Here is a 14,763-nt window from a genome sequence, read left to right as displayed (position 1 = left end):
TCGATTGCAATGCATTAGCCACAATCCCACTATTAACACTAATAGCTCACTTTCAACCTCTCTTTCGTCATTCCTAAGAGGGAGGAACGACCGAGTTGGGAATCTCCCGACACACCGATAATATCTGGCAGAACACATCCCTCTCCTCGTCACTCCCGAGAAGGAGGAACGGCTGAGTCGGGAATCTCCTTCCTTTCGCACACTCAAAAAAATAAAAAAAACCCGCATCAATTGCTTGATACGGGCTTGATAATCAATGTGCTAGAACGTTACTTGTAGAGAGAGTTACTTATAAAAAGACTCATCCAAACCAGCACGTGTCAGTAGGCCATCGCATGGCGCAAAACGATCACCGTACTTCTTAGCGAAGTCGTTCATCATTTCGACCAATGACTTAATACCAATTTGATCCATGTATCGGAACGGACCTCCTAAGAATGGAGGGAAACCGATACCGAAAATAGCACCAATATCGCCATCACGTGGGCTGCGGATAATACCGTCATCCAAACAACGAACCGCTTCGTTTAGCATAGGTAACACACAGCGCATCGCGATATCGTTATCGCTCAACTTAGGATCAGGTTGCAGCTTAAGCAGCTTGTAAACTGACTTATCGACTTCCTTTTTCTTACCCTTATAGGTGTAGAAACCTTTGCCACTCTTACGGCCTTTACGGTTGTCATTCAAAAGAATATCGAACACATCAGGGCCTTGGAAACGATCGCCAAGCTCATTCACTAAAATTGGAATAATCTTCGCGCCGATATCAACACCCACCTCATCTAATAAGGTGATAGGGCCAACTGGGAAGCCGAAGTCCAATAACGTGCTATCGAGCTTTTCAATCGGCTCATTTGCCAATAATAAGTGCGCGGCTTCATTCATGTACGGAGCAAGAATACGGTTCACGTAGAAACCCGCCGTGTCTTTAACAACAATTGGCGTTTTGCCTTGCTTCTTCGCTAATGCAACAACTGTCGAAATCGTCTCTTCTGACGTTGTTTCATGAGGAATAACTTCAACCAATGGCATTTTATCTGCTGGGCTAAAGTAGTGAAGACCGACAACGTTTTCTGGTCGCTGTGCCTTCTCTGCAATCTTGTGGATTGGCAATGAAGAAGTGTTGGTCGCAAAAATAGTCTCAGGTTTCGCATTCGCCTCAATGTCGGCAATCATCGATTGCTTAAGATCGAGGTCTTCAAATACCGCTTCAATCACCACATCGGTGTGATTAAAGCTCGTAAAGTCGATACCACCAGAAAGCTGCAGCATTTTACTTTCAAGTTCAGCTTTACTCAAAATGCGACGTTTACGTTGCTTGTCGAACAACTTAAAGTTGTAGTTAAGTGCGTTCAGAACACCTTCATTGGATACGTCTTTAATACGAACCGGTACTTTAGCTTTAGCAACGCTAACATGGCTAATACCCGCCCCCATTAGACCGCCACCCAATACACCAACGCGCTTAGCGGCTTTAGGTTCTGCGTCTGCACCGTGTTCTTTTTTCATTTCAGTGGTGGCGAAGAAAATAGAGCGGAGAGCTTTAGATTCTGCGGTCATCACCAATTCAGAGAAGCGCTTCGCTTCATACTGAAGGCCTTTATCAAAACCATTCTCTAGGCCATAGCGAATTACATCTAGAATCGCATCTGCTGCTGGGTAATTGCCGCGTGTTTTCTGGTTAGTTTTCTTCGAAGCCTGTTCAAAAATCACCTTGCGACCAAGACCCGTGCGTGAAATAAGCTTCTCTTTGGTCGAAGCTTGGCTTTTAGATGCAAGACGCTTGCCTTTTTTTCCGCCTGAGTTCTTTTCAACAAAGCTCTTAGCGACTTCAAGCAAGATAGTTTCTGGCACACAAGCATCGACTACACCGAGCGATTTCGCTTTCTTAGCACGCAGTTGTTTACCCGTAAGAATAAGGTCAAGAGAAGGCAGCAAACCGATAAGGCGAGGTAAACGCTGTGTACCACCAGAGCCAGGCAACAAACCTAATTGAACTTCTGGCAAACCAAGACGAGTCTTATCTGAGTCGGTACATACGCGGTAATCACATGCCAAAGCTAACTCTAAGCCGCCACCTAAACATGGACCGTGAATCGCTGCGACTACTGGGTACGGAAGATCTGAGAGTGTTTGGAACATCTCCTGTCCTTGACGAGCGAGAGACTGCGCTTCATCAGCCGTCTTACAAGCATCCAGCATTCGAACATCAGCACCAGCAATGAAGTTATCTGGCTTTAGTGAATGAACGATCAAGCCCTTAACTCGGCTTTGCTTTTCCTTCAACTGCTCGAAGATGGCTTTCATTTCTTCGGCAAACGCCGCTTGTAGCGTGTTCATTTTTTCGTTTGGCACATCGATCGCAAGCCATGCAATATCTTGGTCATCGATAGTTAAAGAAAATGCGGTCGCCTGTTTTACGGCTTCATCGTTTGTAACTGTCTTGTCACTTTTGGATGCAGCCACTGGAGTTGAATCCGTTTTTTTGACTGCTTTCTTTTCTTTTTTCACATCAAGAGTCGTAGACATTATTCCACCTCCAAGATCATTGCTGCACCTAAGCCACCAGCCGCACAAGCTGTATTCAGTGCTAAGCCGCCGCCGCGACGTTTCAGTTCACGTAGTGTTTGGGTCATCATGCGTGCGCCAGTCGCTGCAAACGGGTGTCCGTAAGCAATTGAGCTACCCAGAACGTTGAACTTCTCCATATCAATCTCGCCAAGCGCTTTTTCACGGCCAAGGTTTTTCTGAGCAAATTCGTCACTTGCAAACATTTTAACGTTAGCCAGAACTTGGGCTGCAAATGCTTCGTGCATCTCGATAAGCGTTAGATCTGATAATTCTAGACCGGTATTCTTCAATACTTGAGAGGTCGCGTAAGTTGGCCCCATCAACATATCCGTTTCAACACCAATCGCTGAGAATGCATAGCCACGAATATAGCCAAGCACTTCTAAGCCTAGCTCTTTAGCTTTACCTTCGCGCATCAACATCACCGCAGCGCCGCCATCGGTAAGAGGCGTGGCATTGGCTGCCGTTACACTGCCGTACTTTCTATCAAATGCTGGACGTAATTTAGCGTAGCCTTCAACCGTTGAGTCGTGGCGAATATTGTTGTCTTCCGCTAGATACTTTTTATAAGGTGCCGGGAATGCCGTCATCACTTCATCTTTGATTTTCCCCTCTTTCCAAGCTTTAGAAGCCAGAGAGTGAGATCGATGAGCGAGCGCATCTTGTTCTAGACGAGTGATACCATGAGTTTTTGCCATCTGCTCTGCGGTTTGACCCATTGAAAGGCCTGTAGAATATTCAGCAACAGCAGGTGGCACAGGCATAAGATCTTTAACGGATAACGTTTTTAATATCTTGAGCTTTTGGCCCAACGTTTTCGTTTTACTCAATGCCAATAAATTTGCAGCCAATTTTTTGGAAACACCGATAGGCAATACAGAAGAAGAATCCGCCCCACCAGCAATACCAACATCAATCGTGCCAGCCATAATACTCTCGGCCACGTTAACTGCCGCTTGGAAGCTGGTCGCACATGCTCGTGTCACACTGTAGGCATCGGTATTGATGTCCATGCCTGTACCCAACACGATTTCACGTGCAATGTTCGGTGCTTCTGGCATTTGCACTACTTGGCCGAACACCACTTGTTCAATAAGCGCAGGATCGATATCTGTTCGCGCAAGCATTTCACTCACGACCATTTTGCCTAGGTCAACCGCAGGCACTTGACTAAATTCAGTGCTCTGACGAGCGAATGGGGTTCGTAATCCAGCGACAACGGCAACACGTTCTCCAGAACGGGTTTTGACTTCCTGTTTGCCCATGGTTTCTCCTTAATGTTAAGAGGTCTGACCTGAAGCATTGTAAAGAAGTTGTTAATAAAATCAAACGAGCGTTTAAATAAACGTGATACGAGTATCTCACTGTTTGAAAATTTAACTGCACCTTCAAGCGAACCTTTTGGGGGGAAAGGTTGTCCTAAGAGACTAAACTATTATGAGTAGGCGCTGTTATTGCAGTGTGTGAGGATTGTTTTCTTGAGGCAAAAAAAAACCACACAAAGCTGTGTGGTCGGAATGTATATAAAGCAATTAACTTAACGCCAATTGAAATAATCAGTTTCCTGATTAGGAGAAAGTAAAGTCAGCCTTCAAAAGGAAGTGTCGTCTTGCTCAACATGCTAGCCACGAATGACTAACTAGACGACAAGGTGTACTATAGCTTGTTCGAAGCCTTAGATTTTGAAGTAGATCAATTTTCATTGTGATTTTACGATTTCCTGCAAATCAGTAGCTCTAAAAACGAAACAGAATATAAAAACAAAGCACAACGTATAGAAGACAGCTATACACAGAGCAATTATGGAGGCTCGTGTGTCGATAATAAAAATGTTTGGAAAGAAAACTGCCAAGCGTCCGGTCAACTCTGATATGGACAAACAAAGAAAATACGAAGCACTCGTGCGTGCTTATCATCGTGACCTCTTTCGCTACGCTTATTGGTTATGCAAAGACAAAACCATTGCCGAAGATTTAGTGCAAGAAACTTGCCTTCGTGCATGGAAGTCATTAGATAGCCTTCAAGATGAAAAAGCCGCTAAGTCTTGGCTTATTACTATCTTGAGGCGCGAGAAACGCACGTCGCTTTGAACGCAAACAGTTTGATCTAGTTGATATCGATGATCATGGTAATGATGCTAGTGTCAGTGATGACCCGCACCATCAACATTTGTGGTTGCAAGCTCAGATCATGAAACTTGAAGTCGATTACCGTGAACCACTCTTCCTACAAGTGATTGGTGGATTTAGTGGTGAAGAGATTGCAGATATCCTCAATCTCAACAAAAACACAGTAATGACACGTTTATTCAGAGCTCGAAATCAGTTGAAAGAGATGCTGGATACAGAAGAGGCAGAGAGGGGGCAACATAATGGATGATTTAGAATTTCGTCGTCGTGTTTTGTCGGAACCTAAACAACGAACACCAGATATTATCGATGCTGTAGCAAGTAGTGAAGCCAATAGTCACTTCTTAGACGATGTACTATCGCTTGATAAGCAGATCCATTCAGCGATGAATGTCGATGTGCCAGACGATCTTGCTGATCGTATTCTGTTCAATCAGACCTCAAGCGAAGAAAGCAAAGTAGTAAGACCTACGTTTGCTAGACGGGCAATGGCGATGGCCGCTTCAGTGGCATTCATTGCTGGCTTACTTGTAGGACAGGTTAATTGGGGAAATGCACTGGTTGCTCCTGCTCAAGCAAGTTTAGTCGATACTGCAATGAAACATGTTGTTGATGAAAAAAGCTTTGTGAGTTCAATCGACGAACAAGTGACATCACAACAGATCAACGCAAAAATGAATCCATTCGCTTATCAATTTGATGAAGCCTTCCCTTACCACGTCTATTACCTGAACCATTGTGGCTTTGGCAAGTCCAACGCAATGCACATGGTTTTTCAAGGCGAAAAAGGCAAGGTCACTCTGTTTTTAACTGGAATTCCGACTGACAAGTCTATCGACTTTGATGAAAAAGGCATGTCAGGCTCAGTAACACCGATCGATGGCAGCAGTTTGATCCTTGTCGGCGAAGATGGCGAGGATGTCTCTAAAATCGCCGAAAAGCTAACCAAAATGATTAAACCGATGAGCTAATTCGCTCTCAAAGCCCCGTCACAAAAGGCCCAGCAAGTATATCACTGATATTGCTGGGCTTTATTTATCAATAAACCGCAAAATCATTCACCACACCAATACCTCTAGAGTTAAAACTCTAAAAAACAGCATTTCACACCATTTTCGTGCCAGATAGGCGTCATTTCCATAATTTTACCCTCAAAATTTCCAATGGTCGGATTTGTATATCGTATACTTGCGAATAGGATCAGCCACCATTGAGCAATTGCTCAAATTAATCGCCCTGTAGAGGCGGATATATAAAGGAATAAATGAATGACTACCAACAACACGCGTCTGTTTAAAAAGTCTCTTTTAGCAGTAACCATTACACTGGCGTCTTCGCAAGCGATGGCAGCAGGTTTCCAACTTAACGCACAATCAGCAACCGGCATCGGCCGTGCTTTCGCTGGTGATGCAGTAATCGCAGATAACGCGTCAGTAATGGCACGTAACCCTGCAGCAATGGCACTATTTGACAAAACTGAGCTATCTCTTGGTTTTGAAACAATCACTTCAATGATTGAAGTGAAAGATACTAGCTACAATACGCTTGGTGGCGCAATGCCAGTCGATAGCGTTGATGATGTTGGTGATACTTCTGTAGCTCCAAACATTCACCTCATTGTTCCTGTTAATGAAAAGTTTGCTTGGGGTGTGAACGCTTACTCTAACTTCGGTACTAAAACTGAGTTTTCAGATGATTACCTAGCTAGTGAATATGGCGGTTTAACAGATGTAATGAGCATCAACTTCGGTCTAGCAGGTTCATACCGTCTAAACGATCAATGGAGCTTTGGTGCCGGTCTAGACCTAATCTATGGTGAAGGTACAATGAAACGTACTGCTGGTATCGGTTTTGGCCAAGCAGCAGGTACAAGCCTACTTGACGTGGATGGTGCAACTGGTTGGGCTGTAGGCTTCAATGTAGGTACAGTCTACGAGTTAGATGAAAACAACCGCTTTGGTTTCTCATACCGCTACAGCCCAGAGTTCACAGCTGAAGACGATAACGGTCAGGAAATCACTCTTCCTCTACCAGATATGGCTGAGTTCTCTGGCTTCCATAAAATCGAAGACACTAAGTTTGCAGTTCACTACTCTGTACAGTGGATTGGTTGGAGTGCATTTGACTCAATTGATTTTGAGAACCTAGACCCTACACAATCAACACTAGCTTACGCATTAAGTGGTGGTACTGGCGCATACCAAAAAGACTACAAGTGGCAAGATGGTTGGCACTACGCTATTGGTGGTACTTACTACCTAAACACTGATTGGACATTACGTGCTGGTTACATGTATGACACAAGTGCGCAAGACTCACTAACTTCTATCTCAGTTCCTGACTCAGATCGTCAGTGGTTCTCTGCTGGTTTTACGTACCACATTAATACAGACTCTAACGTAGACTTTGGTTTCACTTACCTACTAGGTGATGACACTAAAGTTGAAGAAAGCTTAGGTGCGACATCTGTTAGCGCAACTACACATGCTGATGCAATCCTACTAGGTCTGCAGTACAGCCGTAGCTTCTAATATAATCGAAGTTAACAATCCCAAAGGGTCGCATTACGCGACCCTTTTTTATTGCATAACCCACTGACCAACATCAATTTAAGCTTACAGCTGTAGCCTGCAGAGGCAAAATATGCCTACAAGTGTACGCTCAAACTTCGCAACACAGCCGAAACATTTAGATTATTTCTCTAATAATTAAACACATTTACTCATTTAATCCCTAAAACACTGTTTTATTCGAATTTCATTTTTAAAGTAATAACTCTAAACGTAGAATCACGACACTAAATACTTATGATTCAGCGAACATAATAATGAAAATGAATAAGACTCTTCTATCTGCTGCAGTGGCAGTTGGACTACTTTCGACTTCTACCGTCACTCACGCGGCAGGTTTTCAACTAGCAGAATACTCAGCAACAGGTCTTGGCCGTGCGTACGCTGGTGAAGCTGCAATGGCTGACGGTGCAGACGCACAGTGGCGTAACCCTGCAATGCTGACTTACCTAGAAGGTACTCAAGTTTCTGTTGGTGGTATCTATGTTGATCCAAACATTGATATCGACGGTACTTCTACCTCTATGATGGGTAAGTCTACTTCATCGAACTCTAGCGATTTCGCTCATAGCGCAGTGATCCCAAACTTTTATGTTTCTCATAAGTACAACGAAAAATTTGCGTTGGGCTTTGCTGCTGGCACTAACTACGGCATGGAAACAGACCTAGGCAAAGACTTTGGCGGTGCGAACCATGGTAACGAGGCAAGTGTTACCACAATGGAGCTAAACTTAAACGCGGCATACCAAGTACTTGAGAGTGTATCTGTTGGTGGTGGTGTTCGTTACATCATGGCTGAAGGCAGCTTTGGCGCAGCATCTACCGCGAATTCCCTTGTTCCATTACCAACAGGGACTGCTTTAAAGTACATGGAAGGTGATGACACTGCATGGGGTTGGCAGTTAGGTACTGCGTGGCAAATCAATGAAAACAACCGCCTTGGTTTTACCTACAAATCAGAAGTTGACCTTACACTGGAAGGCCACGCAAAAGGTGTAGGTTTTGATGCCGTAGCCGGCGCTATAGGTACTCCGGTTAAGTCTCAATACAATGGTTCAATGCAACTAGCATTGCCGGCTACTGCCGAACTAGCGAGCTTTCATCAATTAACTGAGAAAGTTGCAATACATGCGAGTGTAAACTGGACGAATTGGAGCAGCTTTAAAGAGTTAGTTGCCGATATCCCTGAGTTTGGACCTGCTAGTTCGCAAGATATAAAAGAAGAAAATTGGGAAGACAACTACCGCTTTGCGATTGGTACAACTTACCAAATGACACCTAAGTTAGCTTTACGTTCTGGTATCGCATACGACACATCAGCAGTAAGCGAAGAGCACCGCACTGCAACTATTCCTGAAACAGACCGTACTTGGTTAAGTATTGGTGCAGGCTACCAATGGTCTGAGCAACTAACTCTAGACGCAGGTTTCACTTACATTTTAGCGAAAGACGCAAAAATGCTTGAAGACGATGCAGCATCAGCACCATTTGGTGGCGACTTCGAAGGTGAAGTGACAGGTAGCATCTGGTTAGTGGGTATCCAAGCTAACTACCGCTTCTAATCTATTTACTGAATCAAAGTAATAAACATTAAAAAGGCTCGATGTTCTTATCAACATCGAGCCTTTCTTTTATCTGATATTCAAAACCTTATATCTAGTAATCTTCTAGATATCCGTCAATGAAATCTTCTTCTTCAAGATCGACTTCTTCCGGTTCGATTTCGGCTTTAAAGTCACGACGTTGAATGTAAACTTCACGAGTCAGAGCATATGGATCTGGCGAGTCATCCAACAGAGCTTCTTGAGAAACTAACTGAGCACGAGTTTCCATGCCTTCGAACGCCCACTTTCCGAGGCTCGCCCAGAAGCTAATTAATGACAAAGGTACATACAGACTATCCACTTGCTCCGTCACTTCACGAGTCGTAATAGGACCATAACCCGGCACCATAAAGTACGGCCCATTCCCTACCCCATAGTGACCAATCGCATCAGAAAACGACTTGTCGTCATATTTGGTGATACCCGCTTCACTGGCAATATCGATTAGGCCCAACAAGCCAAAGGTTGAGTTAATCCAAAAACGGTTGAAATGGTCGAGTGCTTTCTCGCCATTACCCATGAATAAGTTGTTCACCATGCTTGCAGGTTCATCTAAATTGGCTAAAAAATTTGAGAGACCAGAGCGAACTGGAACAGGGGTGTAGCCAACATAAGCGAGTGAAACAGGACGAACTAAATAAGGATCAAGATATTCGTAGTTGATATCCCACATCGCTCGGTTGAACCCTTCGAAAGGGTCATTCGGGTGGGACTCTTCGACGTATTCAGAGGTTTCGAGGTTATTATCGTTCGTGCTTTCATCTGGCGCGCTAGAACAGCCCACCGTTAAGCTTGCGATAAAAAGTAAACTCGAGAGTCTTAAAACACTGACAGACATATCACCTTTTCCATAAGGAACTCATATAATAAAAAAAGGCCAGCAATCGCTGGCCTCAATTGGTTGCGTAAGTCTATACCGTTTGTTGCAAAATCGGAATAGCTAACACCTATGCAAAATGATGATTAATATTGCTTATTTATATTAATGGTCACTGGAGCACCCAGTTCAACCACTTCACTTTCACCGTACCAATCACCATCGCGAGTTGAAACGTTACCATCTGTATCAAGCCTAGCTCTAACCATCAGAGTTTCAAGGCTAGACAACTTAGATCCTTCCATCATGCTGTTACCATCATCGAGAACAACAGTGCGTGGGAAAGAACCCAATGGGTAACGGGCTGCAGCGACCGGCATTGGTGAGCCATCAGCTCTATGTACTGAAACAACCAACACAGACTTAGGATCAGCATTAACATCGCCAGACAGCTCAAGCGTTACTGCAACACTCTTACCTTGGTCAACACCCATGGTGTCACCCATTTTCTTCTGAGCACTTTCAATACTGCGTGACAACATCTCGTAGCGGCTATCTTGTGGACCAATCATCTGTTGCATGATGCTCCAGTACTTCACAGCACCCGGGTAATCTTGACGTTCAAAAGAATCAAACGCTAGCAGTGAGAACACTCGAAGGTCGACATAATCGTTTTGGATCAAACGGCTCAAAATCAAACGCGCTTGGTTTTGATCGGCTTCATCAGGTGAAAGCATCAGTGCTTGAGCAAAACCTAACTGAACATCTTCATTCTTAGGCTCAAGTTTGTAAGCTCTTTCCATAGAATCTTTCGCTGTTTCTGCGTCTCGGTTTGCTAATGCAATACGGCCAAGCAGTAGCCAACCGGTTGAATCTTTTGGTTGATAGTGAAGACGAGTACGAAGCGCTAGAGTCAAATCTTCAAGTTCATCATCGGTAAGCGTTCCACCTTCTGATGACATTAACTTTTTAGACAACTCAGGAAGGTTCGAACTCACTTCTTGCCAGTGTTGAACTTTGTCTAATGCACCAAACTGGAAGTACATACCATAAGTCACAACCAGAACCAGAATCACTGACGGTACAACGACACCCAGCGTAGATATTTGTGTTCTCTTGATTTTTTCTTGCGTTGGAACGTCATCAAGTAGCGACTGTTTTAAGTCAGCGATCAGTTCTTGCTCGTTATCAACAAGGCCTTCTTCAGCTTCTACTTCTAATTCAACTAAGCGATCTTTATAGAAGGCTTTATTCAACTCATCGCGAAGCACGTCATCGTTGTTTTCTTTCTTATTCAAGAAAGGCAGAACAATCAATAAAACTGCGGCTAGCGAAAGGACAATTGTAGAAATCCAAAATAGAGTCATTACTGTTTATCTCCGTCGTTCTCTTCGTCGAGTAACGCTTTTAAACGTGCTTCTTTGTCTGCATCCCAGTCTTTATTGGACTCTACTGCTTTTGATTTTGACTTTCTGCTTCGTAAAACAATCAAACCAAAACCTAATACAACAACCGAAAACGGACCAACCCATAGGATCGATGTCGCCAAGGTCAGTGGCGGGTTGTACGTTACAAAGTTACCGTAACGAGCAATCATATAATCAATAATTTCTTGCTCAGACTTGCCTTCTTTTGTCATCTCATACACTTTTTGACGCAAGTCGACCGCAAGTTCCGCGTTCGAATCACCAATCGTATTGTTCTGACATTTTGGGCAACGAAGCGTATTGCTCAAATCTTTAAATTGCTGCTCTTGATCGACCGTATCAAACTCATGAAATTCGATAGGCGCCGCCGTTACCGACGCAGAGATAGCGAACGTGGCGAACATTGCTACAAGTGTTTGTTTAATCATTTCGCCTCCTCCAATAACTCTTGGTACATCGGCTGAAGCGTCGATGCCCAGTTAGTCGGGTTCACGTCACCAACATGGCGGTAACGAACCACACCGTTAGCATCAATTAGGAAGGTCTCAGGAGCGCCATATACGCCAAGGTCAAGACCTAACATACCGTTACCATCGAACAAGCTGATTAAGTACGGGTTGCCCAGTTCTTTTAACCAACCAACCGCTTTATTGCGATCATCTTTGTAGTTAAGGCCAATAATCTTAACGCCTTGATCCGCTAACTTATTCAGGTAAGAGTGCTCTGCATAACAAGTAGGACACCAAGTCGCCCACACATTAAGAAGCAGCGGCTCACCTTTAAAGATAGCTTGATCATGAAACTTACCCGGCTGTTCCAAATCCTCTAGGCCAAACTCAGGAACCTGCTTACCAATCAATACGGATTCAAGTTTAGTCGGGTCATCACCCGACTGGTTACGCATCAATTGAGTTGCAAAGATTCCAGCTAGAACCATGAACGCAATCAATGGAATGAATAAAATCTTCTTGTTCATTCGAATTAAGCCTCCTGCTCTTGAGCCGACTTTTTCGTTGGCTTACGGAAACGGTAACGACGGTCACTGATGGCAATCACACCACCAATCGACATGATCAAAGAACCCGCCCAGATCCAACGTACAAATGGTTTGTAGTAGATACGTACAGCCCAAGATTTGTTGTCGTCTAAACGCTCACCCATTGCGATATAAAGGTCGCGCGTTACGCCACGATCAATCGCCGCTTCAGTCATCATAGACTTAGCTGTAGTGTAGAAACGTTTTTCAGCGTGAAGCGTGTTGATGTATTTGCCTTCTTTGGTAATTTCAAAGTCAGCAATGTAACCATCATAGTTAGGGCCATCTTTGTCACGAACCCCTGTAAACAGGAAGCTGTATTCTTCAAGTTGGTAGCTTTCGCCTGGCGCTAAACGCACATCACGTTCGATGCTGTAGTTTTGCACCATCGCGATACCGATCACTGTTACGGCTAAACCCATGTGACCACAGATCATTGCCCAATGGCTACGAGGCAGCTTAGTTAGGCCTTTCATGAAGGTATGACGGTGTGTTGCACGCTCATGTAGCTCAAAGCCGTGCATGAAGAAGATCCAGAACGCCATCACCCAACCAGCAAAAGCAGTACCACTAAAGCGATCAGCTAGCATGGTTACCATTAGCGCACTTAAACCTAACGAGAAGATACCCGACACTAACATTGGCTTAATAAGCTTAGACAGATTGTCACGTTTCCAACGGATCAGTGGACCGATACCCAATAGGAACGAGAACGGGATCATTAACCAGAAGAACAACATATCAAAGAATGGTGCACCAATTGAAACCGAGCCCAGACCTAACTGCTTATGAACGAGTGGTAACAACGTACCCACTAACACAACCACTAACGCAGCAATCAACAAGATATTGTTACCGAGCAGTGCGTTTTCACGAGAAACCAAATCAAAGTTACCACGGACACGAACCGATGCGCCTTTAACAGCAAACAACAGCAGTGAACCACCGATAACGAACACTAGGAAGCCTAGAATAAACATACCACGAGCAGGATCTGACGCGAATGCGTGAACCGATACCAAGATGCCCGAACGAACTAGGAACGTACCCAATAAGCTTAGTGAGAATGCAGAGATAGCCAGCAATACTGTCCATGCTTTAAATGTGCCACGCTTTTCTGTTACCGCAAGCGAGTGCATCAGCGCTGTACCAGCCAACCAAGGCATGAATGAAGCGTTTTCTACTGGATCCCAGAACCACCAGCCACCCCAGCCAAGTTCGTAGTAAGCCCACCATGAACCAAGTGCGATACCTACCGTTAGGAATAACCATGCCGCGATCGTCCAAGGACGAGACCAACGAGCCCACGCCGTATCTAGACGACCACTCATTAGAGATGCAATAGCGAAAGAGAACGCAACCGAGAAACCTACATAACCCATGTAAAGCATAGGCGGGTGAATAATCAAACCCGGGTCTTGCAGTAGTGGATTCAAGTCACGGCCATCGACAGGAAAGTAAGGCAGTGTACGTAAGAACGGGTTAGACGTTACGATAATGAACAGCAAGAAGCCGACAGTAATCAAGCCCATGATAGCCAGTACGCGAGCCACCGACTCTTGAGGCATACCACGGCTAAACGTCGCTACTGCAACCGTCCAACCCGCTTGGATAAGAACCCAAAGCAGTAATGAACCTTCATGAGCACCCCAAACCGCTGTGATTCGGTAGTACCAAGGAAGTTGGCTATTCGAGTTACTTGCTACGTATTGAACCGTAAAATCATTGGTGTAGAACGCGTAGCACAAGATAAAAAACGAAATCGCTAGGAATCCGAACATACCCCATGACAGCGGTCGTGCACTATTCATTAATAATGTGTTATTTCGAGCTGCCCCATACAGCGGGAGCACACTCAATAGCAATCCCAGCCCTAAGGACAGGATCATGGCAAAGTGGCCGATCTCGGCTATCATTGAGCACTTCCTTCTTTTTGTTCTGTCGAGTACTGCATTGGCTCATGGGTTTTCTTCATTGCTTCAGCAACTTCAGAAGGCATGTACTCTTCATCGTGTTTCGCTAAGACTTCGAAAGCTTCAATTGTTGTCGCATCTTTCAGAACGCCTTGAGCAACAATACCTTGCCCTTCACGGAAAAGATCAGGAAGAATGCCATCGTATAAAATCGTTACTTTAGGACCAACATCTTTCAAGTCAAAGCTTACACGTAGTGATTCGTTGTCACGGCTTACAGAACCGACTACAACCATGCCACCAATACGCAGACGTTGGCCAACTTCAGGTTTCTTGCCATCTTTGCCGTTAACAAGCTCAGTTGGCGTGTAGAACAGATCCATGTTCTGGTTAAGCGCATAAACCATTAATCCAACAGTTGCACTGATACCAAAAAAGATCGCTAAGACAATGCCCAGCCTCTTTTTACGTCTTGGGTTCATAGAGTGTTCTCCATATTTTTTGCTGCATCGATACGAGCTTGACGATCAATCTTAGCTTGTACTTCATTTAGTAATTGCTTACCACGACGAACGCTTAAGACCAGTAAAATGATCATCGCGAGGAATGTGATTCCAAATGCACTCCATACATATGAGGCGTAGCCACCCATGGCAAAGAAATCACTCAGAGATTCAAAATACATAATTACCT

The 14,763-nt window shown here is 44.4% G+C and carries 12 protein-coding genes and 1 pseudogene; 4 read left to right on the top strand and 9 right to left on the bottom strand.

Annotated features, from left to right (window positions below; translation table 11 throughout):
* Nucleotides 1–285: 285 nt before the first annotated feature.
* Together fadJ and fadI are read right to left on the bottom strand one after the other, a co-directional pair.
* Nucleotides 286–2,532: a fatty acid oxidation complex subunit alpha FadJ gene (gene fadJ / locus DUN60_RS02825; RefSeq protein ID WP_162808205.1), complete on the bottom strand. Its 2,247-nt coding sequence runs from the start codon at nucleotides 2,530–2,532 to the stop codon at nucleotides 286–288.
* Nucleotides 2,532–3,839, bottom strand: a complete 1,308-nt coding sequence (gene fadI, locus DUN60_RS02820; protein ID WP_017073609.1) for an acetyl-CoA C-acyltransferase FadI — start codon at nucleotides 3,837–3,839, stop codon at nucleotides 2,532–2,534. The genes fadJ and fadI overlap by 1 nt, the downstream gene beginning before the upstream one ends.
* Before the next feature lie 564 nt (nucleotides 3,840–4,403).
* On the opposite strand from fadI, the pseudogene DUN60_RS02815 reads away from it, so the two are divergent.
* From DUN60_RS02815 to DUN60_RS02800, 4 genes and pseudogenes are all read left to right on the top strand, one after another.
* Nucleotides 4,404–4,953: pseudogene (locus DUN60_RS02815) on the top strand (sigma-70 family RNA polymerase sigma factor).
* Nucleotides 4,946–5,674, top strand: coding sequence for a DUF3379 domain-containing protein (locus tag DUN60_RS02810; RefSeq protein ID WP_114633116.1), 729 nt, complete (start codon nucleotides 4,946–4,948; stop codon nucleotides 5,672–5,674). Before DUN60_RS02815 ends, DUN60_RS02810 begins: the two are co-directional and overlap by 8 nt.
* A 297-nt stretch (nucleotides 5,675–5,971) precedes the next feature.
* Entirely contained in the window at nucleotides 5,972–7,234 is a 1,263-nt protein-coding gene (locus DUN60_RS02805) for an outer membrane protein transport protein (protein WP_050621067.1), read from the top strand.
* Nucleotides 7,235–7,530: 296 nt separating this feature from the next.
* Complete coding sequence (locus DUN60_RS02800; protein ID WP_114633115.1) at nucleotides 7,531–8,835, top strand: outer membrane protein transport protein; 1,305 nt, start codon at nucleotides 7,531–7,533, stop codon at nucleotides 8,833–8,835.
* 94 nt (nucleotides 8,836–8,929) lie between these two features.
* On the opposite strand, the gene DUN60_RS02795 is transcribed toward DUN60_RS02800, so the two are convergent.
* The 7 genes from DUN60_RS02795 to ccmD all read right to left on the bottom strand — a co-directional run bounded on the left by DUN60_RS02795 (nucleotide 8,930) and on the right by ccmD (nucleotide 14,755).
* The gene (locus tag DUN60_RS02795) at nucleotides 8,930–9,715 is read right to left on the bottom strand and encodes an MlaA family lipoprotein (RefSeq protein ID WP_114633114.1); all 786 of its coding nucleotides are present in this window, start codon (nucleotides 9,713–9,715) and stop codon (nucleotides 8,930–8,932) included.
* Nucleotides 9,716–9,840: 125 nt separating this feature from the next.
* Nucleotides 9,841–11,061: a c-type cytochrome biogenesis protein CcmI gene (gene ccmI / locus DUN60_RS02790; protein ID WP_114633113.1), complete on the bottom strand. Its 1,221-nt coding sequence runs from the start codon at nucleotides 11,059–11,061 to the stop codon at nucleotides 9,841–9,843.
* Nucleotides 11,061–11,549, bottom strand: coding sequence for a cytochrome c-type biogenesis protein (locus tag DUN60_RS02785; RefSeq protein WP_102447220.1), 489 nt, complete (start codon nucleotides 11,547–11,549; stop codon nucleotides 11,061–11,063). Before DUN60_RS02785 ends, ccmI begins: the two co-directional genes overlap by 1 nt.
* A complete protein-coding gene (locus DUN60_RS02780; protein ID WP_004736035.1) occupies nucleotides 11,546–12,097 on the bottom strand; it encodes a DsbE family thiol:disulfide interchange protein in 552 nt (183 codons plus the stop codon). Before DUN60_RS02780 ends, DUN60_RS02785 begins: the two co-directional genes overlap by 4 nt.
* Before the next feature lie 5 nt (nucleotides 12,098–12,102).
* Complete coding sequence (locus DUN60_RS02775; RefSeq protein WP_017084525.1) at nucleotides 12,103–14,073, bottom strand: heme lyase CcmF/NrfE family subunit; 1,971 nt, start codon at nucleotides 14,071–14,073, stop codon at nucleotides 12,103–12,105.
* Complete coding sequence (gene ccmE, locus DUN60_RS02770; RefSeq protein ID WP_017076805.1) at nucleotides 14,070–14,552, bottom strand: cytochrome c maturation protein CcmE; 483 nt, start codon at nucleotides 14,550–14,552, stop codon at nucleotides 14,070–14,072. The genes DUN60_RS02775 and ccmE overlap by 4 nt, the downstream gene beginning before the upstream one ends.
* Nucleotides 14,549–14,755: a heme exporter protein CcmD gene (gene ccmD / locus DUN60_RS02765; RefSeq protein WP_004736230.1), complete on the bottom strand. Its 207-nt coding sequence runs from the start codon at nucleotides 14,753–14,755 to the stop codon at nucleotides 14,549–14,551. Before ccmD ends, ccmE begins: the two co-directional genes overlap by 4 nt.
* Between the last annotated feature and the right edge of the window lie 8 nt (nucleotides 14,756–14,763).

Source organism: Vibrio splendidus (genome assembly GCF_003345295.1).
Taxonomy (GTDB): Bacteria; Pseudomonadota; Gammaproteobacteria; order Enterobacterales; family Vibrionaceae; genus Vibrio; species Vibrio splendidus_K.
Note: the sequence above shows the minus strand (reverse complement) of the source record. Positions and strands in the feature narration are given on the sequence as shown.